This window comes from Campylobacter concisus, from assembly GCF_902460715.1.
Taxonomy (GTDB): Bacteria; Campylobacterota; Campylobacteria; order Campylobacterales; family Campylobacteraceae; genus Campylobacter_A; species Campylobacter_A concisus_AK.
On sequence record NZ_CABPUX010000001.1, the window covers coordinates 781,003 to 804,025 of the forward strand.

At 42.2% G+C, this 23,023-nt stretch carries 22 protein-coding genes; 2 read left to right on the top strand and 20 right to left on the bottom strand.

Translation table 11 applies throughout. The features are described 5' to 3' along the window. Positions 1–28 precede the first annotated feature (28 nt). From mnmC to F3G91_RS03905, 14 genes are all read right to left on the bottom strand, one after another. Positions 29–1,894: a bifunctional tRNA (5-methylaminomethyl-2-thiouridine)(34)-methyltransferase MnmC2/FAD-dependent 5-carboxymethylaminomethyl-2-thiouridine(34) oxidoreductase MnmC1 gene (mnmC, locus tag F3G91_RS03840; RefSeq protein WP_149700751.1), complete on the bottom strand. Its 1,866-nt coding sequence runs from the start codon at positions 1,892–1,894 to the stop codon at positions 29–31. Continuing rightward, on the bottom strand, positions 1,891–3,336 hold the full coding sequence (locus F3G91_RS03845; RefSeq protein WP_149700752.1) for an N-acetylmuramoyl-L-alanine amidase family protein: 1,446 nt from the start codon (positions 3,334–3,336) through the stop codon (positions 1,891–1,893). The genes mnmC and F3G91_RS03845 overlap by 4 nt, the downstream gene beginning before the upstream one ends. Then, positions 3,333–4,424, bottom strand: a complete 1,092-nt coding sequence (locus tag F3G91_RS03850) for a nitronate monooxygenase (RefSeq protein ID WP_021092139.1) — start codon at positions 4,422–4,424, stop codon at positions 3,333–3,335. The genes F3G91_RS03845 and F3G91_RS03850 overlap by 4 nt, the downstream gene beginning before the upstream one ends. Then, positions 4,425–5,633: a tyrosine--tRNA ligase gene (tyrS, locus tag F3G91_RS03855; RefSeq protein ID WP_149700753.1), complete on the bottom strand. Its 1,209-nt coding sequence runs from the start codon at positions 5,631–5,633 to the stop codon at positions 4,425–4,427. A gap of 9 nt (positions 5,634–5,642) precedes the next feature. Next, positions 5,643–7,832, bottom strand: coding sequence for a RelA/SpoT family protein (locus tag F3G91_RS03860; protein WP_149700754.1), 2,190 nt, complete (start codon positions 7,830–7,832; stop codon positions 5,643–5,645). Continuing rightward, on the bottom strand, positions 7,819–8,034 hold the full coding sequence (locus tag F3G91_RS03865; RefSeq protein ID WP_004317259.1) for a DNA-directed RNA polymerase subunit omega: 216 nt from the start codon (positions 8,032–8,034) through the stop codon (positions 7,819–7,821). Before F3G91_RS03865 ends, F3G91_RS03860 begins: the two co-directional genes overlap by 14 nt. An 18-nt stretch (positions 8,035–8,052) precedes the next feature. Beyond that, entirely contained in the window at positions 8,053–8,769 is a 717-nt protein-coding gene (pyrH, locus tag F3G91_RS03870; RefSeq protein ID WP_009294284.1) for a UMP kinase, read from the bottom strand. Positions 8,770–8,842: 73 nt separating this feature from the next. Further along, positions 8,843–10,060 carry a murein hydrolase activator EnvC family protein gene (locus F3G91_RS03875; RefSeq protein ID WP_149700755.1) on the bottom strand — a complete coding sequence of 406 codons (1,218 nt, stop codon included), beginning with the start codon at positions 10,058–10,060 and terminating at the stop codon, positions 8,843–8,845. Then, positions 10,057–10,872: a cell division protein FtsX gene (locus F3G91_RS03880; RefSeq protein ID WP_103611093.1), complete on the bottom strand. Its 816-nt coding sequence runs from the start codon at positions 10,870–10,872 to the stop codon at positions 10,057–10,059. The genes F3G91_RS03875 and F3G91_RS03880 overlap by 4 nt, the downstream gene beginning before the upstream one ends. Continuing rightward, complete coding sequence (locus F3G91_RS03885; RefSeq protein WP_004317228.1) at positions 10,859–11,530, bottom strand: cell division ATP-binding protein FtsE; 672 nt, start codon at positions 11,528–11,530, stop codon at positions 10,859–10,861. The genes F3G91_RS03880 and F3G91_RS03885 overlap by 14 nt, the downstream gene beginning before the upstream one ends. Next, positions 11,514–12,701: a tRNA (guanosine(46)-N7)-methyltransferase TrmB gene (trmB, locus tag F3G91_RS03890; RefSeq protein ID WP_149700756.1), complete on the bottom strand. Its 1,188-nt coding sequence runs from the start codon at positions 12,699–12,701 to the stop codon at positions 11,514–11,516. The genes F3G91_RS03885 and trmB overlap by 17 nt, the downstream gene beginning before the upstream one ends. Continuing rightward, a complete protein-coding gene (locus F3G91_RS03895; RefSeq protein WP_149700757.1) occupies positions 12,701–13,114 on the bottom strand; it encodes a fibronectin type III domain-containing protein in 414 nt (137 codons plus the stop codon). The genes trmB and F3G91_RS03895 overlap by 1 nt, the downstream gene beginning before the upstream one ends. Positions 13,115–13,232: 118 nt before the next feature. Further along, positions 13,233–13,907, bottom strand: coding sequence for a fibronectin type III domain-containing protein (locus F3G91_RS03900; RefSeq protein WP_188116791.1), 675 nt, complete (start codon positions 13,905–13,907; stop codon positions 13,233–13,235). Then, positions 13,840–14,811 (bottom strand): RluA family pseudouridine synthase, encoded by a 972-nt coding sequence (locus F3G91_RS03905; protein WP_149700758.1) that lies wholly within the window; start codon positions 14,809–14,811, stop codon positions 13,840–13,842. Before F3G91_RS03905 ends, F3G91_RS03900 begins: the two co-directional genes overlap by 68 nt. Positions 14,812–14,863: 52 nt before the next feature. Here F3G91_RS03905 and F3G91_RS03910 point away from each other — a divergent pair, with 52 nt between their 5' ends. Continuing rightward, a complete protein-coding gene (locus F3G91_RS03910) occupies positions 14,864–15,970 on the top strand; it encodes an FtsW/RodA/SpoVE family cell cycle protein (protein WP_149700759.1) in 1,107 nt (368 codons plus the stop codon). Positions 15,971–16,410: 440 nt separating this feature from the next. Here F3G91_RS03910 and F3G91_RS03915 read toward each other — a convergent pair whose 3' ends face one another. The 5 genes from F3G91_RS03915 to gap all read right to left on the bottom strand — a co-directional run bounded on the left by F3G91_RS03915 (position 16,411) and on the right by gap (position 21,047). Then, positions 16,411–17,079, bottom strand: a complete 669-nt coding sequence (locus F3G91_RS03915) for a DUF2625 family protein (RefSeq protein WP_149700760.1) — start codon at positions 17,077–17,079, stop codon at positions 16,411–16,413. 79 nt (positions 17,080–17,158) lie between these two features. Beyond that, positions 17,159–17,977 carry an enoyl-ACP reductase FabI gene (fabI, locus tag F3G91_RS03920; protein ID WP_149700991.1) on the bottom strand — a complete coding sequence of 273 codons (819 nt, stop codon included), beginning with the start codon at positions 17,975–17,977 and terminating at the stop codon, positions 17,159–17,161. 168 nt (positions 17,978–18,145) lie between these two features. Next, a complete protein-coding gene (locus F3G91_RS03925; protein WP_149700761.1) occupies positions 18,146–18,829 on the bottom strand; it encodes a triose-phosphate isomerase in 684 nt (227 codons plus the stop codon). Positions 18,830–18,832: 3 nt separating this feature from the next. Continuing rightward, positions 18,833–20,032, bottom strand: coding sequence for a phosphoglycerate kinase (locus tag F3G91_RS03930; protein WP_149700762.1), 1,200 nt, complete (start codon positions 20,030–20,032; stop codon positions 18,833–18,835). A 16-nt stretch (positions 20,033–20,048) separates the two neighbouring features. Further along, positions 20,049–21,047 carry a type I glyceraldehyde-3-phosphate dehydrogenase gene (gene gap / locus F3G91_RS03935; protein WP_149700763.1) on the bottom strand — a complete coding sequence of 333 codons (999 nt, stop codon included), beginning with the start codon at positions 21,045–21,047 and terminating at the stop codon, positions 20,049–20,051. Between the two features lie 79 nt (positions 21,048–21,126). On the opposite strand from gap, the gene nadD reads away from it, so the two are divergent. After that, a complete protein-coding gene (gene nadD / locus F3G91_RS03940; RefSeq protein ID WP_149700764.1) occupies positions 21,127–22,008 on the top strand; it encodes a nicotinate (nicotinamide) nucleotide adenylyltransferase in 882 nt (293 codons plus the stop codon). On the opposite strand, the gene F3G91_RS03945 is transcribed toward nadD, so the two are convergent. Then, a complete protein-coding gene (locus F3G91_RS03945; protein ID WP_149700765.1) occupies positions 21,992–22,975 on the bottom strand; it encodes a YeiH family protein in 984 nt (327 codons plus the stop codon). The two genes, nadD and F3G91_RS03945, sit on opposite strands and share 17 nt — an antisense overlap. Positions 22,976–23,023: the final 48 nt, after the last annotated feature.

Consider the following 23,023-nt stretch of genomic DNA (forward strand, 5'->3'; position numbering starts at 1 on the left):
AATTCTTAACATATGTTAAGGAATTTGACTATTTTAGTCCTTTTTTTAGCTTTCTTATCAAAAATCTAGCAGGATGAAGCTCATGAAATAGCGATCTTTCTATGCAAAGTGGGCGATCAAGCACAAGATCCGTTATCAAATTTGCTCCAAGTATCGCCGTGCCAAGGCCACGCGAGCCGTGAGCGAAATTTACAAAGACATTTTTTTCGTAGCTTGCTTTTGGATTGTTGTCCTTATTTTTACTCCAAAATAGCCCTTTGTAGTTTTGCTTGTAAAACTCCTCATCGTGTAAGGTGCCAATTATCGGAAATCTATCTCCGCTGTAGCTTCTATATCCCACGCGTGAGCCGATGATGGTGGCTTTTGTGGCGTCAAAAAACTCGCTCACGTCGCTTAAATTTTTAGCATTATCTTCGTCTTTAGGCGTGTCACAAATTTCATTTCTAGCGTATGTTGCACCGATGACTTGCACACCTTTTACAGCTGGGCAGATGTAGCCTTTTGCGCTTAGTGGCAGCTCATTTTTTAGCACTGGTTTTAGGTGCGTGACTTGACCGCGGACGCTACTTATTTGCATGTCGTAACCTTTAAATATCTCGCTACTTTTACTACCTGTGCAAAAGACCAAGATATCAGCCTCCAAACTTTTTTTATTTTTAAATTTAACGCTTATCTTGCCATTTTGCAGGTGCGTCCTGCTCTCATACTCGTGGTTAAATAAAATTTCAAAGTTACTTGATAGAAATTTACAAACTTCTCTTGGTCTAGCATAAGCCGCCTCTTTTATAAATATCCCAGGGTATGGCTTTAAACTCTCATCAAATTTAAAAACATCCTCCGCGCTTTGATCCTGCCACGATGCGTATCGCTTGACAAGCTCATCATCAAATGCATAGTCGATGCAGCCATTAAATTTGATGAGGCTTTTTGGTAAATTTGCCTTGTAAAATCTCACTGCTTGCAAAAACGCATTTATGTGCATGCGACCTAAATTTACCCCATGCTTCGTAACTAATGGCATCAAGGCGCCGCAGTGATTACCCGAGCCATTTGTCGCGACTTCACTCTTTGCCTCGGCGATCACCACTTTAAAGCCATTTTTAGCTAGCTCGCTGGCTGTTGCAAGCCCAGCCACTCCTGCTCCTATAACAAGTGCTGTTTTGCCTTTTACGCTGGCGACTGGCTCACACCTAGCAAACCAAGCGTCCTTTAAATTTTCATCCTTTTTCTCTAGCACGGCGCTACTCATCTGGCGTTTTCTAGCGTAGCCCTCTTTTAGGCTCAGCAAAAAGCCAGCATTTTTTAGCCCCTCTTTTACCATTTTTGCGCACGAGTAAGTTCTAACTATGGTGCCAACCTTGCTTAGCCTTGCGATCTGTTTAAAGACATCCTCGCTCCAGATCGAGCCATTTTTGCTTGGGGCAAAGCCGTCTAAAAACCAGATATCAGCGCTAAATTCAAGCTCGGGCAAAATTTGATCTGCCTCGCCGTAGCAAAGATCAAGGGTGATATTTGGTGCGAAATTTATGCGGTGTATGCCTGAGATCAGCGGTGGATAGAGCGAAACTAGCTTTTTAGCATAAGCTTTAAAAATGCCTAAGTTTTCATAAATTTTTAAAAGATCATCTTTTTTAATAGGACTTTTTTCGATGCTAACAAAGTGAAGTTTTTTGGGGCTATTTTTAAATTTCTTACAAAGTGTGAAGAAATTTAGCCCAGCGCCAAAGCCGGTCTCAGCGACTATAAAGCTATCTTTGCTCTGCCAAATTTCATCAAGCGCACTCGCAAAGACAAATTCGCTCTCAAGCCAGGGTTTTTCGGTGTTAAAGTAAATGTCGCCAAACTCTTCGTTAAATGGAATTTGTCCTTTAAAACTTAAATTTGCATTTTTCATCTATTTTTTGCGAAATATCCATCTATGCCGTTTGCGATGCCGTTTGCAAGGGCTTTTTGATAGGCTTCATTAAATAGTTTTTCGCCCTCGACTGGATGTGTGATGTAGCCGATTTCTACAAGAACCGCTGGCATAAGAGCGCCCACGAGTACCCAAAATGGCGCCTCTCTCACGCTGCCGTCGCTGGCTGCATAGACCTTTCTAGCGCTTGCTAAAATTTCCTTTTGGATGTCGATACCAAGCTTGTTTGAAGCGATGATCTTCTCGCGGTTTAGCACGTTTAAAAACGTTTGCTGAGAAAAGTAGTTCATCTCTTCGATGTCTGATTTATTTTCAAGCGCGGCTGCGTTTTTACTGCGCTCGCTTCTTGCAGGCGATAAGAAAAATGTCTCGATGCCGTGCATGCTCTTTGCTTTTGTAGCGTTTGGAGCGGCGTTTGCGTGGATGGAGACAAAGAGGTCAGCCATCTTGTCATTTGCAAATTTTGTTCTTGATCTTAAATTTATAAAAACGTCAGTTGATCTGGTGAAATAGACCTTGTAGCCACGAGATTTTAGTATCTCACCAAGCTTTTTGGCTACACCTAAAACGGCTGTTTTTTCTTTTAAACTGCCATTTACCGCACCAGGATCTGTACCGCCATGTCCTGGATCGATGACGATCGTTTTGTTGCGTGAAAATTTACCCGTAGCAACTGGAGGCAAAGGCTCTTCTACTGGCTCACTTTGTGCTGGCTCAGACTTTAAATTTGGCTCTACTGCGCTTTGTGCTGGCTTTTCATTTTTATTTTTAAGCTTATGAAGTGGCGCTCTTACGTTTTCATTTGAGATGAAATTTTGAGCGCTTATTATTAGCAAGTCCCCAGTTGCATTTGCCTTTATCGTCTTTTGCACCTTGTCAGAAAAGATGATCCTAACGGTGTTTTTATCATACTGCGAGATGTGGATGTAGTCTGAGATAAAATTTTTATATGTTAGAGGGTTGCCATTTAGCCTGCCCTCGATATCCATTATGTTTTTGTAGTTGTTTTGCTGTTTGGCAAACGATGTTTTTAGCCTTGCGGTATCTAGCTTTGTGTTAAATTTAAGCACCAAGGTGTCATTTACCTTTGTCGCACTAAGTAGTGTTAAAGCTGGCGAAGCTGCTGGCATGCTAGCACCTTTTACGCCATTTATCGAATTTAGATCTCTTATATATGCGCTTGAGTCAAAACCAAGCGCTTTTGAGCTTGTTATGAGCCTTGATAGCGCTTGTTTTTTCGTGTTTTTATCATTTTTGATGATCGCATCGACATAGATATTTTTTATATCGTTGTGAAGCTTGATCTTTGCGCTTCTGTTTAGAGCCATAAAATTTCTATCAAATTTGGCAAAAGTCTCCGAATTTGTCGCCGCAAAAAGAAAACTAAATGCTAGAAAAAGAGATATTAAAACCCGTTTCATTCACCATGTACCAGCTTATGCATTAGCTCTTTTACGCTTATTAGCTCTTTTAGTTTGTAGCCATTTGCCCCTGTGAAAAATAGCCCGCTCTCTTTTTTGCCGCTATATGCGTCAAATAGCCTATCCGCGATGCAATACCCAACTTGCTTTGCCTCTTTGCCTCTTTGGCAAGGGCTCACGCAGTTGCTTATGCACTGGATCTTTGGACCCATTCTTTTATCGACTAAATTTATCAAATTTGTTCTTATTCCGCGAGCTGGATAGCCAACTGGGCTCTTTATAAGCTCGATGTCTTTCTCTTCAGCCGCTAGCAAAACCTCTTTAAAGCCAATATCTGCGTCGCACTCGTGAGTGCCGATGAAGCGTGTGCCCATCTGAACGCCGTCTGCACCTAGCGATATCGCCTTTTCGATGTCGTTTTTATCCCAAATTCCACCAGCTGCGATGAGCGGAAAGTCGCCCCACTCTTTGATCTCAGCTTTTACCTGCGGGATGAGGTTAAATAGTGAAAACTCAGGATCAAGGCACTGCTCGTATGTAAAGCCCTGATGTCCGCCACTTAGCGGTCCTTCAAGCACGACAGCATCCGGCAAGCGCTCATATCTTTGTAGCCAGCGCTTACAGATGATCTTTAGTGCTTTTGCGCTCGAGACGATCGGCACAAGTGCTATCTCTTTAAAATTTTGTGTAAATTCGGGTAAATTTGTAGGCAGACCTGCACCTGAGACGATGATATTTATACCAGCCTCGCAAGCATCCTTAACCACCCTTGCGTAGTCATTTGCAGCATACATTATATTTACGCCAAGTGGCAAGTCACCACAAATTTTACGTGCATTTTCTATGACTGCTCGAAGCCCTCTTGTGGAGTAAAAATTTTCGCTTCCAAAAGGCTTTGCATTTAGCTCTTTATCTATAAATTTGCGGTTTTCATAGTAGCCTGTGCCGACTGAACTAATTATGCCAAGACCGCCTTCTAAGCTCACATTGCCAGCTAGTTTGTCCCAGCTGATGCCAAGCCCCATACCGCCTTGAAATATCGGGTATTTTATCTCGTATTTACCTATTTTTAATGGCTTTAACTCCATTTATTCAACCTTTATCTTCGCAAATTTACGCTTACCAACCTGCAAGATATACTCGCCTGCTCCTAATTTTAACTGCTCATCACTAATTTTTTCTTGATTGATGCTAACTGCGTTTGCTTTTATATCTCGCCTTGCTTGAGAATTTGACTCACTTAGCCCACACTGAGATAAGGCCTCAACTATCCAAATCGGCGCTTTTAAGCTAAATTCTTTCATATCAGTTGGGAGCTGATTTTGAGAGTGAACGCTGTTAAATTCAGCCATAGCAGCCTTAGCAGCCTCCTCGCCATGATACCTCGCTGTTATCTCATAAGCAAGATCCTCTTTCGCCTTTTTTGGATGATATTTGCCACTATTTACGTCATTCATCAGCTCTTCTATCTCGCCAAGTGTTTTTGTGCTTAGTAGCTCGTACCAGCGCCACATAAGCTCGTCACTTATGCTAAGCGTTTTTGCAAACATATCATTTGCATTTTCAGTAACGCCTATGTAGTTGCCAAGGCTCTTGCTCATCTTATTTACGCCATCAAGCCCCTCAAGAAGTGGCATCATGATGACGGCTTGCTCTTTGCCGATATTATATGTTCGCTGCAATGTTCTACCCATTAGCAGGTTAAATTTCTGATCCGTGCCGCCCATTTCGATGTCACACTTCATCGCCACGCTATCATAGCCTTGAAGCAGTGGGTACATAAACTCAGAGATTGATATCGGGTTGCCCGCTTTTATCCTCTTTTCAAAGTCGTCTCGCTCTAGCATTCTAGCTACTGAAAATGTGCTAGTTAGCTCGATCATCCCAGCAGCGCCAAGCTCATTTGACCATTTTGAGTTAAACATTATCACAGTTTTTTTAGGATCTAAAATTTTAAAAACTTGCTCTTCGTAGGTTTTAGCATTTTTTAAAACGGTCTCTTGATCTAGCTTTTTTCTAGTGGCTGACTTGCCTGTTGGATCGCCTATTTGAGCGGTAAAATCACCTATCAAAAACTGCACGATCGCGCCATGTTTTTGAAGCAAAGCCATCTTGTTTAAAACGACTGTGTGACCTAGGTGAAGGTCTGGAGCTGTTGGGTCAAAGCCTGCTTTTACGTAGAAATTTTCGCCTTTTTCATAATAATTTTTAATTAAATTTTCAACTCTCTCAGCATCGATCATCTCGGCAACGCCGCGGTTTATCTCTTGTAAAATATCGTCTATATTTTGAACCATTTTTCTCTCCTAATTATGATATGGGTCGCTTTGCGAAACAAAATCAATAATCTTATATCTATCTTTGATCTTCTCTTTAATCTCGTTTGCATCGATGTTTTCTGCTATTTCTACGCTTATTTCAAACGTATCTCCGCTAAGATCATTTGCTTCGTTTAGCGAGATTGTAGCTAAATTTATATCAAGTCTAGCAAGATATGTTAAAAATTCAGCCAACGCACCTTTTCTGTTTTCTAAATTTAATAAAATTTTATACCTATGCGGGGCATTTCTCGTCCATTTGACAAAGATGATCTCATCGCCTTTATCCATTAGCTTGCCAGCGCGCTCGCAAAGCTTGTGATGCACTGTCACGGTGTGACCATTTTTAAAGCCAACTATGCTATCGCCCCTTTTTGGATTGCAGCAATAATCAAACTCGACATTTGAAATTTTATGATTTGAGTAGATCACTATGTTTTCAAATTTTTGCTTTTTGATCTGGTACTTGTCGCCCAAAGAGATCATAAAAGGGCGCTCTTTTCTGATGTATTTTTTAAGCATATTTGCCACTTCTTGCAGATATTCACTATCAGTTGCCGCGCGAAATACCTTTTTGCCTAAATTTTCGCTCTCTACCCACTCTAAAATTCTATCTTTTGAGACGTTAAATACTGATTTTAAGATATCTATCGCCATTTTGTAGTTTATATCTTTGATCTTTTGCTTGCAAAATGACCTTATCGTCGCCTTTGCCTTGCCTGTTCGCACGCTATTTATCCACGAACAGCGAAATTTAGCCTCTTCGCCAGTTACTATCCTAACGATGTCGCCATTTTTTAGCTCTGTTAAAAGTGGCATCCTAACGCGGTTTATATAAGCCTCTTTTGCGTAAAGTCCGATCTCTGAGTGAATCTCATAAGCATAATCAAGCGCCGTCGCACCACGTGGCAGAGTAAAGACCTCTCCCTTTGGAGAATAAACTGCGATATCTTCGATATAAAGGCTATCTTTTGCATATTCATATAGCTCTTCAACGTTGCTCTCGTTCTCGCTATTTTGCATGCTGATGTCATTTAGCCAGTCAAGCTTTGGATTTAAGAGGCTGCCCTCGCCGTTTTTATATTTCCAGTGAGCGGCAACACCGTATTCAGCGGTTTTATGCATGTCATAAGTGCGAACTTGCGCCTCAAATATGCTTTTGTTATCAAAAATGGTTGTGTGTATCGTTTGATAGCCATTTTGCTTTGGAAGCGCGATATAGTCTTTAAATCTTGAGATAAGAGGGTTAAAATTTATATGCAAATTTCCAAGTGCAAGGTAGCAATCAAGCGGCTTTTGCACGATGATCCTAATGGCAAGCAAGTCAAGCACCTCTTCGATAGAAATGCCCTTTCTTTGCATCTTTAGATAGATCGAGTAGTAGTGTTTTATGCGTTTTTGTATCTCAAAAGTGCCCTCGATAAAGCCATTTTCAAGTAAAATTTGACTTACCTTTTCGTGAAAAGCATTTAGCTTTAGGCTAAGTTGCTGCTTGTTTTTGTTTAGGTAGCTATCGATTTTAGCGTACTCTTCTGGCATCGCATACTTAAAGCTTAGATCTTCAAGCATATTTTTGATCGATGAAATTCCCAGCCTATGAGCGATCGGAGCATAGACCATAAGCGTCTCTTCGGCTATGCGTTTTTGCTTTTCAGGCCTTAGCGCTTCGAGAGTTAGCATGTTGTGAAGTCTGTCGCAAAGCTTTACGACAAGGACTCTCACATCTTCTATGGAGATTAAGAGCATCTTTCTAAAAGTTAGCGCCGAGCTTGCTAGTTTTTCGTTGCTATCTGAGCTTGCGAGCTTATTTTCTCTAATGGCAACTATCTTTGTAAGCCCTTCAACCAGCTTTGCAACCTCATCGCCAAATTCAGCCTGAAGCTCACCTAACGTTACGTCGGTATCTTCGACCACGTCATGAAGAAGTGCAGCTATGACCATGCTCTCATCGCCGCCCATATTTGCTACGATAGAGGCTACTAAGATGGGGTGGATGGCGTATGGTTCGCCGCTTTTGCGGTATTGTCCAGCGTGAGATGTGACGCAGCTGTCTATCGCTTTGTCTAAAATTTCACTTCTCTCACAAAGAGAAAAGAGCAGTTTTATCGCTTCTGAAACGTTTTTGCAAGCTAAAATTTGCTCTATTAACTGCTCTAAAAAAAGACTATTTTCCTTCAACTATTGCCTCTAAGCCTATTTTGCCCTCAGCCACTTCAAGTAGTGCGATGTCGGCAAATTTCATCTTTGAAGTATCAGCATCAACTAAAGCTATTGCGCCATTTGCTAGCGCTTCTGCACGCTTTGCAACGATAAGTGAAAGCTTATATCTGTCATCTCCTACTTGTTTTAGCGCTCTTGCTGTGATTTGTTCTGTTCTCATTTTTATCCTTTTTGAAATTTATTTTACAACTGAGTATAGGGCTGCTTCTTCTTCATTTATTATTTTTAATAAATTTCCAGCCTTAAACATATTACAAACTAAGATCGGCAGTGCGTTGTCTTTTGCTAAAGCTATGGCAGTATCGTCCATAACCTTGATGTCATCGCTCATCGCCTTTTCGTAGTTTAGTGATTTTAAAAGTTTTGCATCTTTGAATTTTTTAGGATCTTTGTCATAAACGCCATCAACTTTTGTCGCTTTTATGATCATATCTGAGCCGATCTCGATAGCTCTTAGCGTAGCTGCTGTATCTGTTGTGAAGAATGGATTACCAGTGCCTGCAGCAAAGATAACAACTCTGCCCTTTTCTAAATGGCGCTGCGCACGTCCTACGATAAATGTCTCACAGATCGCCTCCATCTTGATCGCGCTTTGCACTCTTACTTCAAGCCCGCTTCGCTCCAATGCTTCACGCATCGCGATAGAGTTTATGACAGTTGCTAGCATACCCATGTGATCGCCACTTGTTCGCTTGATGATACCATCTTTTGCAGCGCTCACACCGCGCACTATATTACCACCGCCTATTACGATGCCAACTTCGATATCATTTTCTATAAGCTCTTTTATCTCGCTTGCTATAAATTTAAGCACAGCTGTGTCTATACCAAAACCATTTTCTCCAGCCAAGGCCTCGCCTGAAAATTTGACCAATACGCGTTTTCTCTTACTCATTGTCATGCTCCTTGAAATTCACGCATTCTAGCCAAAAAGGCTTTAAATTTAGCTAATAACGCTTACAAAGTGACTATTTTGAGATCATTTCAAGCGGGTCGATATGGTAGTTTCTTTGCGTTACCTCAAAGGTTAGATCGTTTCTAACTCGGCCTATGACGTAGCCTTTTTGCACGACTGAGCCCACTTTTACAGTTGGCGCGATCTGGCTTAGGTGAGCGTAGATCGTGTGGATGCCGTTTTCGTTTTCGATGATGACGACATTTTCAAGCATTGGAGTAGCTTTTGCAAAGACGACCTTGCCATTTAGCACGCTTTTAACCTTCGCATCTGGCGTGCTTGAGCGAAGTATGACTGACTCGTTGAAAATTTTGATGTTATATATTGGATCTACGTAATTGCCAAATTTTTGCTTTACAGAGTAGCTATCAAGCGGAGCGATCGTCCTTGCACCTGAGTATCTTTTAACTGAGCTTGTCTGATAGCCCCCACCCATTGGCTGGCTCTTTTCGCCCTTTTTGCCGCCTTTGCTAGCTGCTCTTTCTTGCTTTTCTCTAGCTGCACGCGCTGCTTCATCCTCTTGCTTTTGCATAATAGCAAGCTGCTCAAGTGTCTTTCTTAGCTCGTCTTGTTGGGCTTGAAGCTTGGCTAGCTTTTTGCTGTAAATTTCTTTATCGCGTTTTAGCCCGTTTATTGTATTTTTCTGCGTGCTCTCTAGGCTTTGTAGATCATTTTGCTTGCGCCTATAGTTTTTTATACTTGAGTTTATCTCATTTATCTTACTTGATTTATTTTTTATCTTCTCAATCGTATCTTCGTAGTTCTCACTAAGCCTTTTAAAGTCCTCTTTTGCTATGGCGTTTAGTTTGGTTAAAATTTGCGATGAGATGATGCTCTCTTCGCTTTGTTTGCCATCGCTTGCTGACATCATAAGATCAAATGATAAATCTTCTGCGATGATCCTTATCATATTTTGCTCTAGCTCTTTTTGCGTGCGCTCTAGCTCTTTGTTTTGCTTTGTTAGATCATCAAGCTCAAGAAGCGCTTTTGAAGCATTTGTCTCAAGAACTGAAATTTGACCCTTTAAATTTGTGATATCACCACTTATGCCACGAAGTTTTTTCTCACCAGTTACGATATCACCAGCCAAGTCATCAAGCTTTTTACTAAGCTGCTCACTCATCACCTGGCTCGATCTTAGCGAGTTTTTGGAGTCTTTTATCTTCTCTTTAGTATTTGATGCAAAAGCTAGGCCAAATGCTAGCAAAAGTGTAAAAATTCCTTTTTTCATATCGTGCTTTTTCTAGCCTTACTCATCACTAAACTAACAGCAAAAATGCTTAAAACCACAGCCACGCCAAAAAGGATAAATATATCTCTTGAAAGATCAAGGCTAGGCAAGACTACATCGATGCTTGCGGCATTTTCTCTAAATATTTCAAAATTTGGCAAGAAAAAGAAAAAAGCACCAACAACAATGGTCGCAACTATGCTATCAACCATGGCTGATTTATATAGCATGGCTGATTTTAGCCAAAATGGCGCGCCAAAAAGCGTCATGATCTCGATGCGCTCTCTATGTTCAAATAGCCAAATTTTAGTCTGTTTCAGCATAAGCATAAGCCCAACAACACAAAGTATCGCCATAAATGCATAAGATATGCTTTTGGCTAAATTTAGCATCTTAAAGACCTTGTCATGGGTCTTTGAAAATGTCTCGACCTTGCTTATACCATCAAATTTCAAAAGCTTTTGCTTTATCTCCTCCATATATTCTGGCGATGGAAATTCGCTTAGTCTTAGCGAGTAAAATTTAGGCAAGGCGTTTTGAAGGATGGATAAATTTTTAGCCGAGATGTCGTTTGATAGGCGGTCGATGATCTTTTGTGGGCTTAGTGGCTCGACACTTGCCAGCGTGCTAACCACTGGCTTTAGCACTGGCTCGCTTAGCTCTTTGTTTGAGACCACCACGATGTTGTAGTCATTTCCCATAAGCCTCTCATACTCTCTTACGATCTTGTCTGCTGTAAGGCTAAACTGCACTGAAAATAAAAGTGCGATTAGCGGCAAGATAAATCCAAGGTGGTTTTTAAGCGATCTCATGCACGCCTCCATTTTCTATGACGAAGTGGCGGTATGGGATGCGAAGCGTTGAGGGGATGTGATGCGTCACCACGACGACGCTTGTGCCTAGAAATTCTCTGGCTGATTTTAGAAGCGACCAGATTACGTCACTTGAGTATTCGTCTAAATTTCCCGTTGGCTCGTCGCATAAGAGCAAATTTGGATTGTGCGCGAGTGCTCTTGCCATGGCAACTCTTTGCTGTTCGCCGCCACTTAGCTCGCGAGGGTATTTATCGGCTTTGTGAAGCATATTTACATGTTTTAAAAGTTTAGCCACCTGCTTTTTGCTCACATTTTGATTGACGCCTTTGATGATGAGGGGTAGCATGACGTTTTTTTCGACATTCCACTCATTTATCAAGCGATAGTTTTGAAATATAATGCCAACTCGCTGCCTAAGCTCGCAAAGTCTCTTGTCATCGATGTCGTCCATTTGCGTCATGCAGACATTTAATTCACCTGCAAGGGGCGAAATTTCTCCGTAAAATGACTTTAAAAGCGTGCTTTTTCCGCTTCCACTCTTGCCTGTGATAAAGACAAAGTCATTTGCGTAGATGTCTAAATTTACGCTATTGATCACAACCTCGTTGCGCTCATAAGCTAGGCTTAAATTTCTTGCGCTAATTATCTCTTGCATCAGCCAAATACTCCTTCAAAAGCTCGTGTGCTGCTAAATTTTCACGTATTAAGATCGGTTTTTTTATAAAATATTCGCTTTTTTCATCGCTTATTTTGATGAAACACTGCTCTGGTTTGTTAAACGCTCCAAAGGCGACTTTTAGCAAAATTTCACTCTCGTTTATAGTATAAATTTCTTCAAAATGTAAAAAATGATCCTCTTTTTTTATGATGAAATTTTTAAAATTTTTAATGATATTTTTTACGCTTGTCTTTTCTTTAAAGCTAAAATCCCCAGTCAAAACGCTCTCATCGCTTTTTGCCTCACAAGTATAAATAACATCGTAAATATCCTTATCTTGGCATCTCCAGCGGTCTTCATACTTGCTAGTTACTTCTAAATTTCTATTTTTAAAAGCTTCGATCTTTGAGTTTGTAGGCTCTAAAAATTTACTCAAACTAAAGTCGCAATACTCCTTGCTATCAGTCCGTAGCTCAAATTTACCGCCAACTTTTAGTATCCTCTCACACTCAAGCGCAAACGCCGATGAGACCACGCGTCTATGCTCAGCCTTGTCCCACGGCACTGGAAAGTGTAAAAATACTCTATCAACCAAATTTGATCCAACAAGTGAGAGTAAGAGCCTTGCGTCGGTATTTATCAGCCGCACGTTTTCTAGGGCATTTACCTTAGCAAGCTTGGCTACTTGCTCGATGCTTGGCTTATAGACCTCTATGCCGATAACTAGGGCATTTGGGTTGTTTTTAGCCTGATAGAGCAAGTGCCTGCCAGAGCCAAAGCCGATCTCGATAAAAATCTCTTTAAATTTATCTTTTAGTTCGCAAAAAGCTGGCACAAACTCTTCAAGGCTTAAAATTTCACTAACTTTTTTGGTTAAATTTGTCTTTTTTACAGCAAATGCTTGACTGATGATGTCGTTACAACTTTGCTCTTTAAAAAGCTCAAGTGCCTCTTGTAAAAGTCCAACTTTAGCAGGCTTTGTAAGCTTTTCTCCCTTTACGACGACGCCATTTTTACCTGGCTTTACGACTAGAAAAAAGCCTTCATCTTCATTTTTTGTGTAGATGAGCCTCTCATTTCGGCCATTTGCCTGCCAAAGAAATTTGATCTTGTCGTTACCAAATGGAAACGAGAGCTCTTTTAAGGACGAAGCGATGAAATTTGGCATTATTTTATGCTAACTTCTGCTTTTGATGACTTATCAGAAGCGATGCCGTATTCATCGACTGCTACAACGCTGTAAGAGTAGCTAGCTCCTTTTTGGACGCTGTCATCTCTAAGCCCAGTATCACTTATACCGCTAAAGACTTTCTCGCTAGCACCGCTTCTATAAACTGTATATGAGCTAGCTCTTTCAACTGCGTTCCAGCTTACATTTACGCCGCTGCCATCGTAGCTAGCGCTTATGCTTGGAGTTTTTGGTGCGCCAAGTGTGTTACCAACGATCGGCTCTTCTTGCTTTAAGCTCTCAAGACCGTCTTTATCGACAGCTGTGACTCTATAATACCTTGTCGCTGCGTTTGTATTTATGAGATCCTCATAGGTGTTGCTAGTCGTTTTTGCTAGGTATGTGTAAGGCAAAATTTTACTTGTCGTTCTATAAACCTTAAAATAAGCAAAATCCTCAGCCGGCGCATAATCCCACGTTAAGATGATCTTTTTTGGCGCATTTTTGGTCGCTTGGACGTTTGTTACTGATTTAGGGTAACTCCTTTGTTGTGGCGCTTATGTTTTGGCTTGGTTTTGAGATGACGCCAGAAGAAGTTTTAACTAATATCCTATACTCATAAGACCTACCAGGTTTTACCTCAGTATCGATATACTCGGCATTTAGTCTGCCATTTACCTCTGCGATCTGGCTAAATTTATTAGCTCCTGCATCGCTTCTTTGGATAATGTAGCTTGCTACTGTGCTATCAGGATGTGGTCTCCAGATCACTTTTACGCGGCCTGGAAGTCCGGTGATAGCTTGCGCAAATGGCACAGAGTCAAGCAGTGGCTTAGTTGTCGCAGTTGCGATAGCACCTGGTTGAGAGATGGCGTTGCTTGAGTAGGTTCTCATCTGATATGAGTAGGTGGTCTCTGGAGCTAGGTCGCGATCCACGTAGTGCGTAGCAAAGCGGTCTTTTATGTTTGCAACTAGCTGCATTTTTGAGTTTGCATCGTTTGGATTTGAGCGGTAAAGGTAGTAGCCAACGACGCTCTCATCGCTCACTGGGTTCCACTCGAAGCCAACTTCTGTCATGTCTGAGATAGTTTTTAAGCTTGTAATCGTTGGTAGTGACGTGCTTTGCTGAGTCGGTACGCTAGAGCCGCATCCCGCTAAGAAAGCTGCTAAAAATGGTGTCAATATGCGTAGGGCAAATTTTTTCATCAAAAATCTCCTTGGGAATTTTTTTGTAAATTATTTGGTTAAAGTCATCATACGTTTTTGCGGTAAATTCTACCCTTTTGCCAGTTCGTGGATGGATAAAATAGAGCATATAAGCGTGAAGCATAACCCTGCTTATTTTATCGCCTTGGCTCTTAAATCCGTATAAATCATCGCCTAAAATGTGGCGATTTATGCTAGCAAGATGCACTCTTATCTGATGCGTCCTACCTGTAAAAAGCTTTGCTGCTATCAAATTTACTCCGCCCTCGCTTAGCAAATTTACAAAGGCACTTTTTGCAAATTTAGCGTCCGCGACGATCGCTTTTTTTAGGCGGTTGTTTGGATTTCTGCCGATTGGCTTGTCGATGATGACGTCCTCTTTTAGCGGTAGGTCGATGAGCGCTAGATAAATTCGTCCCATGCTCTTATCGCTTAGTTGCTCGCTTAGTTTTGCATGGGCGAAGTTGTTTTTAGCAACGACGATAGCGCCACTCGTGCCCTTATCTAGGCGGTGGACAATGCCAGCTCTTACGTCGCCGTTTAAATTTGAGAGCATAAAGCCCTTTTTGTTTAGCCACTCAACAAGTGTCGCCTCTTTGACGCTTGGGGCTTGGTGAACGACGATTTGCGGGGGCTTGTTTAGCACTATGAGATCGTCGTCCTCGTAGATGATCGGGATGTCAAAATTTACTTCATACTCGTTTTGCACCTCTTTTTTTGGGGCAAAATTTACGCAAATTTCATCGTTTTCGCTCAGTAAAAAGCTTGGTTTTGAAACTGGTTTTAAATTTACGCTTACAAGGGAGTCTTTTATCAAATTTAAAGCTTGATTACGTGAAATTTGAAGCTCTTTGGCCACTGCAACGTCGAGTCTTGAGCTATTTAAAACATTAAATTTAACCAAAATCAAAGCCTTGTTTGTGATATAATCTAGCCCAAAAATTAAGGTTTGCTTCTTGATAAAACTAGATCGGCGTATTTTAACACATTTTGATTTTATTCAGCCGTTTTTGATCATCCCAATCATAGCCATCTCATACATCCTAGTCTCCGAAGCAAACGACATTTTGGCAAACAAACAGCTTGTATATTTTGGTATAGGATTTGTCTCATTTTGCATCGCATTTTTGCTGCCCATTAGACGCATCGACTGGATAATTCCGATGTTTTACTGGGTCTGCATCGTGCTGCTTTTAAGCGTCGATATCTTTGGCGTTAGTAAGCTAGGAGCCAAACGCTGGCTGGAGATCCCTTTCGTTCACTTCACGCTTCAGCCCTCAGAGCTCATGAAGCCAGCCTTTTTGCTGATGCTAGCCTATCTAATTAAGCAGCGCCCGCCAGAGGCCGATGGATACGGGCTAAAAGACTTTTTAAGGCTTAGTTTTTACATACTTTTGCCATTTGCGCTCATCATGAAAGAGCCTGATCTTGGCACCGCACTCATACTTTTGATAGTTGGCTACACCATCCTTTTTGTCATCGGCGTAAATAAGAAAATTTGGATCTGCATCATCCTTGCCATAGGTTTTTCGGCGCCGGTTTTATATGAAAATTTGCATGATTATCAAAAAAAGAGGATCCACGACTTCATTGCCGAAGAGCCAAGCTATCACGTCAAACAAAGTATCATCGCCATAGGTAGTGGTGGGCTAAAAGGCAAACCAAAGGACGAGGCTACGCAAACGCACTTTAAATTTTTGCCAATCGCCACAAGTGACTTCATCTTCGCCTACAATATCGAGCGTTTCGGCTTTTACGGTGCGCTGCTTTTGCTGGGGCTTTATGGCGTGCTTATAACGCACTTACTTAGCCTAAATTATGGGCTTAAGAATGATTATTTCACGCAGGTGACCGCCACTGGCATAGCCGCGCTCATCTTTGTCTACGTGGGGGTAAATGTCTCGATGACGATCGGCTTTGCGCCGGTTGTGGGCGTGCCGCTGCCGTTTTTTAGCTACGGTGGAAGCAGCTTCGTCACCTTCATGGTACTTTTTGGGATACTGCAAAATCTACTAACATTTAGGTTTGATCAGACCTACCGCTCGGTGAAATTTAAATTTTAAAATTTGTAAATTTATTTTGTCAAATCAGGTGGGTATCAGGCAAATTTTAAAATTTCATGAGCGAGTAATTTCGGCTCTAAAATTTGAGCTAAGCTGTAAGCGAAGCCAAATTTTAGTAGTCAATTCTTGCGAGTGAATGAAATTTCAAAATTTGCAAAGACAGCTTATTTAAATTTGTAAATTTCTTTTTATCCAAAAGAGAGACAAGGGGACTCGAGTTACGAGGCCGTCCCCTTATTCCCCTTTTTAAATCCCCCAATCCCCTCGCACGTTAGAGGTTGCTGTGCTTCGCACAGATTTTTACAAATTTTAAAATTAGAGCTGGCATATCACGCTTCTAAATTTAGTGCTAAACGAAGTGCAGCCTAAATTTAGTAAGTTACTAAGGTGAGTGAGTAAGATTTTAAAATTTGCAAAAGCCGAAATTTACAAAATCAATCCTATTTCTCCACTTTAAACAAAGAAGCAAAATACTCATCGATATTAACGCCATCTTTTTTCATATCTTTAAGCCTTAGTTTTACGTCGGCGTCTTGCCAAAGGAGTGGTGGTAGCGCAAACATAACTTTATCAAGGCTAAAATTTCTAACATCCTCGCGCCAGCCATCCCAGCGGTAAAGCTCGTAAAATTTAGATATATCGCCACTTAGCGCCCAGTATAAAAACTGCGAGTAGCCAAGCTGCGTATCTTCCCATTTGCCGCTATCTGGTGCGTAGTAAAAGACATTGCCCTCTTTGCCGCCAAAAGCGCCGCCATTTACCGCGAAAAACCCGCCCAAAACATCGTCCGCCACGAGCAAATAGCCAGGCATCTGCCCTGCTTCGCTAAAGCTTTTGCCAAGGTTGAAGCTGTAAATTCCACGCTTCATCTGCTCACATCCTGAGCCAAGAAGACGCAGCCAACCGCCATCTATCACTATGCCGCCGCACCCATAAACAAGCGCTCCCATCGGCGAGCGAGTGGTGACCTGAAGCCCTAAAAGCTCACTTTGCGCCCTGCTCTCATCACGAGGCAAAATTTCAAAGTCGTTTTTGGCCTCTTTTAGCCACTCTTCGATCAGCGCCCAGCCTGGCTCATTTGTGTCTATAAGCTCATCTAAAGCTCTCATTTTCTGTCCTTTTTATCAAATTTGGTGAAATTTAAAAGAAGAATTTGGCGAGTCGCCCCGCCAAATTTATATAGGTAGATTATTTTGCGTCCCAAGCTAGGATAGTGTTGCCCTCGGCATCGGTAGCCACGTCGCCCATGCCCATGATGTTGTAGCCGCAGTCTACGTAGTGAACTTCGCCTGTTACGCCGCTAGCTAGGTCGCTGAGCAGGTACATAGCGCTATTGCCGACGTCTTCTGTGGTGACGTTGCGTTTTAGTGGGCTATTTACTTCGTTGTAGCGTAAAATCATCCTAAAGTCGCCTATTCCGCTTGCGGCAAGCGTCTTGATAGGGCCTGCACTGATCGCATTTACGCGGATATTTTTAGCGCCAAGGTCGTGTGCTAGGTAGCGAACTGAGCTTTCAAGTGCCGCTTTGGCAACGCCCATGACGTTGTAGTGTGGCACAAATTTTGGTCCGCCAAGGTATGTAAGAGTTAGCACCGAACCACCCTCTTTTAGCACTGGCAAAATCGCGCGAGTAAGGCTTAACAGCGAATAAACACTAGTGCCCATCGCTATGTCAAATGCCTCTTTTGTGGTATTTACAAACTCGCCCTCAAGTGCCTCTTTTGGCGCGTAAGCCACCGCATGCACGACAAAATCGATCTCACCAAGGTCTTTTTTGATTTGGCTAGCAAGCCCATCTAAATGTGCTTGGTTATTTACGTCAAGCTCGTAGACAAATTTGCTACCAAACTCATCAGCGATCGGCTCTACGCGCTTTTTAAGAGCGTCGTTTAGGTATGTAAATGCCATCTGCGCACCTTGATCGTGACAAGCTTTTGCAATGCCGTAAGCTATTGACTTGGCGTTGGCAACACCGACGATCAGACCTTTTTTACCTTTTAAAATCATCATTTCTCCTTTTATTTTGTTTGACTTTTAAGCGATATTTAAATTTTAAACACAAACCAACAAGCGGATATATCGCTAGGTAAATTTAAATGTTTCGCAGTAAATTTCATCCCAAGACTAGGCAAATAGCCTGTCGCAGGGTGAAATTTGCAAGATCGTTTAAATTTATCAGCGAGATGCCGCGCTAATAAGCCCTAGAAAATTATTCGCATCCCAGCTGGCTGTGCCTACTAAAACCCCATCACAGCTTTTTATACCTGCGATATCAGCGATATTTGCTGCATTGACGCTTCCGCCGTAAAGTAGTGGCACGTTTGCCTTTGTCTTTAAAAAACTTAGCACCTCATCTATCTGCTCTATGCTAGCGCTTTTACCCGTTCCTATCGCCCAGATCGGCTCGTAGGCGATGACTAAATTTTTATAGCCAAGGTCGATGTTTTCAAGCTGGCGGCTTAAAAATTCTTTGGTCGCTCCGCTTTCATTTGTGCTTAAATTTTCGCCGATGCAGTAGATCACGTTCCAACCATTTTTTGCGGCAAAGTCAAATTTCGCTCGCAAAAACTCCTCGCTTTCATTTAAAATTTCACGCCTTTCAGAGTGGCCGATCAGCACATCTTTGATCTCAAATTCATCAAGCATCGCCTTGCCGATCTCGCCAGTAAATGCCCCACTCTCGCACGGGTAGAAATTCTGCGCCCCAAGCCTAAAAATATGCCTTTTTTCATCAAAGGCACTAGCTGGAGCAAATACGCTCACGTCGTCGTTTGCGCTTAAATTTTCGTCTAAAATTTTCGCGTACTCTCTAAAGCTTGCTCTCGTGTGGTTGCACTTTAAATTCGCTAGAAATTTCAAGACCTACTCCTCTTTTCTAAGCGGCTTTATGCCAGGCAACTCTTTGCCTTCTATTAGCTCCAAGCTAGCACCGCCGCCAGTTGAGATAAATGTCATCTCATCAGCGTCTCCTGCGCGCTCGACCACGTCAGCCGTATCACCACCACCAACGACGGTTGTTGCGTGAGTGTCGATGATAGCGTGGCTCATTTTGATGCTACCTTTACTAAATTTATCCATCTCAAAAACGCCCATAGGTCCGTTCCACCAGATGGTTTGCGCATCAGCGATGACCTCTTTAAATAGCCTAATCGACGCAGGTCCGATGTCAAGCCCCATCCAGCCATTTGGGATCTCTTGAGCTGGGACGTATTTCACGGCGCTTTCAGCTGAAAATGTCTGAGCAGCGACGACATCCACTGGCAGGTAAATTTTCACTCCTAGCTCTTTGCCTTTTTGTAAAATTTGCCTTGCATCTTCGATGAGCTCTTCTTCAAGGAGCGAATTTCCGATGTTTTCGCCAAGTGATTTTAAAAATGTAAATGCCATGCCGCCGCCAATTATGAGCTTATCGACGCGTGGCAGAAGGTTATGTAGGGCTTGAAGCTTGCCACTTACCTTTGAGCCACCCACGACTGCGACAAATGGACGAGATGGATGTTTTATCAAATTTTGAGCGAAATTTATCTCTTTTTGTAGTAAAAATCCAGCTGCCTTGTGCTTCTCATCATAAAATTTAGTGATCGCTTCAACCGATGCGTGAGCTCTGTGGCAAACGCCAAATGCATCATTGATGTAAAATTCGCCAAATTCTGAAAGCTCTTTTGCCAAAGTCTCATCGTTTTTGGTTTCGCCCTTTTCAAAGCGTAAATTTTCTATCATCAAAATTTCGCCTGGCTTTAGAGCCGCAGCCTTTGTCTTAGCGTCATTTCCGATCACATCTTCAGCAAATATCACCTCTCTATCAAGCAGCCTTGATAGCCTCTTAGCAACACCTTGAAGTGAAAATTTCTCTTCATAGCCATTTTTTGGACGGCCTAAGTGGCTAGCCAAAACCACGCTGCAGCCGTTATCTAGGCAGTAGCGGATAGTTGGTATCGCCGAGCGGATCCTGCGGTCATCAGTGATGTTTAAAAACTCATCCATAGGCACGTTAAAATCGCACCTTATAAAGACTTTTGCACCATTAAGCTCAAGGTCGTTGATCGATAAAATATCACTCATTTTTCACCCTTTAAATTTACTTTGTAGCCACGATCTTAGCAAGATCAACAAGCCTTGTTGAGTAGCCCCACTCGTTGTCGTACCATGCAAAAACCTTCACCATATCATCAGCGATGACCTGCGTAGTGTCGCTCGCTACGATGCTGCTAAAGGTGCTTGTGCAAAAGTCGCTGCTAACTCTGTAGTCGTCATCAACAAATAAAATTCCCTTTAAATTTGACTCCGCAGCCGCTCTAAATGCCTCGTTTATCTCCTCTTTGCTAGCTGGTCTTTTTAAAACCGCTGTTAGATCGACCATTGATACGTTTGCCACTGGCACGCGGACCGCTTGGCCGTGTAGTTTGCCGCTTAGCTCGGGGAGCACTTTAGCGATCGCTTTTGCAGCTCCGGTGGTCGTAGGTCCGATATTTAGCGCTGCTGCACGTGAGCGGCGGAAGTCTTTAGCTTTTACATCAACTAGGCTCTGACCATTTGTATATGCGTGGATCGTAGTCATGAGCCCTTTTACAATGCCAAATTTATCATTTAGCACCTTTGCCACTGGAGCTAGGCCGTTTGTGGTGCAGCTTGCGTTTGAGACGATCGCTTCGCCTGCGTATTTATCGTCATTTACGCCAACTACAAATGTCGCTGTATCATCTTTTGCCGGAGCACTCATGACGACTTTTCTGACGCCACGAGCAAGATATGGCTCACACTTTTCAGTAGTTAAAAACTTGCCAGTGCACTCTAAAACCACGTCTGTGCCGTAGTCTGCGTAGCTAAGCTCGTTTAGATCTCTTGTAGAAAAAACTCTTATCTTTTTGCCATTTACTTCTATAAAATCGTCGCTTATCACCTTAACGTCTTGCTTAAATTCGCCATGCACGCTGTCGTATTTGAGCAAATACCTCGTCATATCCCTTGTTGCGGTGTCGTTAATAGCGACAAGCTCAACATCATCACGCTCTAAAATAATACGAGCAGCACACCTACCGATACGCCCAAAGCCGTTTATTGCTACTTTAACTGACATCTTAGCTCCTTTTGATATAATTACGCCTAATTCTACAAAAAAGAATTTTAAAACAAATATAAACAAGGCACTTTAATAGATGAAGTTAGCACTTTTTGGCGGGAGCTTTGACCCGGTTCATTTAGGACACGATAGCATTGTGAAAATGGCACTAAGCAGCCTTGACATCGACAAGCTCATCATCATGCCAACTTTTATAAGTCCCTTTAAGAGCGAATTTTCAGCTCCGCCAGAGCTTCGCCTAAAGTGGATAAGAGAAATTTGGGGCGGCCTAGAGAAGGTCGAGATCTCAGACTATGAGATAAATTTAGCCCGCCCAGTGCCTACCATAGAGACGGTTAAGTATTTGTATGAGAAATTCAAGATAGAGAAATTTTATCTCATAATAGGCGCGGACCACCTAGCCACGCTTGATAAGTGGCATGGCTATGAGGAGCTAAAAAATTTAGTGCAGTTTGTGATCGCTAAGCGCAATCACATAGAAATTCCGCGAAATTTACAAAAAATGGACGTGCACGTGGATGTTAGCTCGTCGCAGATCAGGCACCAAAAGGGGCTTGATGAGCTGCCTAGCGAGATAAAAGATGAAATTATAAATTTTTACCAAGGATTAAAGATGCAAGAGAAATCGATGCAAGAGCGCACCGAAAGTATAGTTAAGGTTTTAGACGCAAAAAAGGCTGAAGAGATACAAGTGTTTGATATGAGCGGGGATGATTATTTCGTAAAGGCCGTAGTTATCGCTACTACACTTGGCGAGAGGCACGCTTACTCGCTGGCTGAGGATCTAAAAGAGGAGCTTAAGCCTCTTGGGGAGAAATTTATAGGCACTGAGAGCTCGCCTGATTGGATCGTGATGGACCTTGGCGACATTTTGATACACCTTTTAAGCCCAGCTTACAGAGCAAAATACAACATCGAAGAGTTTTTGCAAAAACTAAAAACTAGCAAAGAGTCTTAACAAAGACAAGCGATGAGCAAATAAGCCATAAAAATATAAAAAATGCTAGCAAAAATGGCTTTTTGCCCGTCGCTTTAAATATACTCCTATCTATCCCAAAACCCAAAGCACACATCGCAACGCAAAGGCAAATGCTAGCGGCTAGCTTTAAAATTTGCACCAAATTTTCAGGGAAAAATGGTAAAGACCTAACGCAGATCGCCACCAGGAAAAATAGCGCAAACCATGGTATGCTCTTTAGTTTTGAGCCATCGCTATTTTGGCTTAAATTTAAGAAATTTAGCAAAAACAAAAATGGCACAAGCATGATGACGCGAAGCATTTTTATGATGACGGCGGTGCTGCTAGCTGTGCTATCAAATGCCGCTGAGGCTGCCACTACATGGGCTACCTCGTGAAGTGAGCCGCCGATAAAAAAGCCAGTTTGGTGTGGCGTGAGAGCTAGAAATTTAGCGATAAATGGGTAGATAAACATGCCAATCGTCCCAAAGAGCACCACCGTGCAAATGGCGATAGCAAGCTTGTTTGCGTCTGCTTTTATCTCATTTTGAGTAGCCATGACAGCAGCTGCGCCGCATATACTTGCCCCTGAGCCAATGAGCACGGCGCTATCCTTGCTAAGTCCCAAGGCTTTAGCGGTAAAAAGCGCAAAACAAAAGGTCGCAAAGACCATAAAAGCTGCGTATATCACGCCAATGGTGCCGACACTTGCGATCTCGCTAAGGCTTATGTTAAAGCCAAAAAGTATGATGCCTAGCCTTAAAATTTGCTTCCCAGCGATCGCTACGACGCCACTACTTTTTAAAATTTGAGTTTGTTTGGTGAAAAGATTTGCAAAAATGGCGCCTAAAATGATAGAGATGATGAGCGGGCTGGTGTGAAATTTAGCCAAGACCGTGTTTGAGAGCGCAAAAGAAATGGCACAGATCAGCGCCAAAACAAGCACAGCAAGAAATTTATGAGACATATTTTAACCTTAACTCTTTTTTTAAAAATGCAATTAGCACGTTTGGGT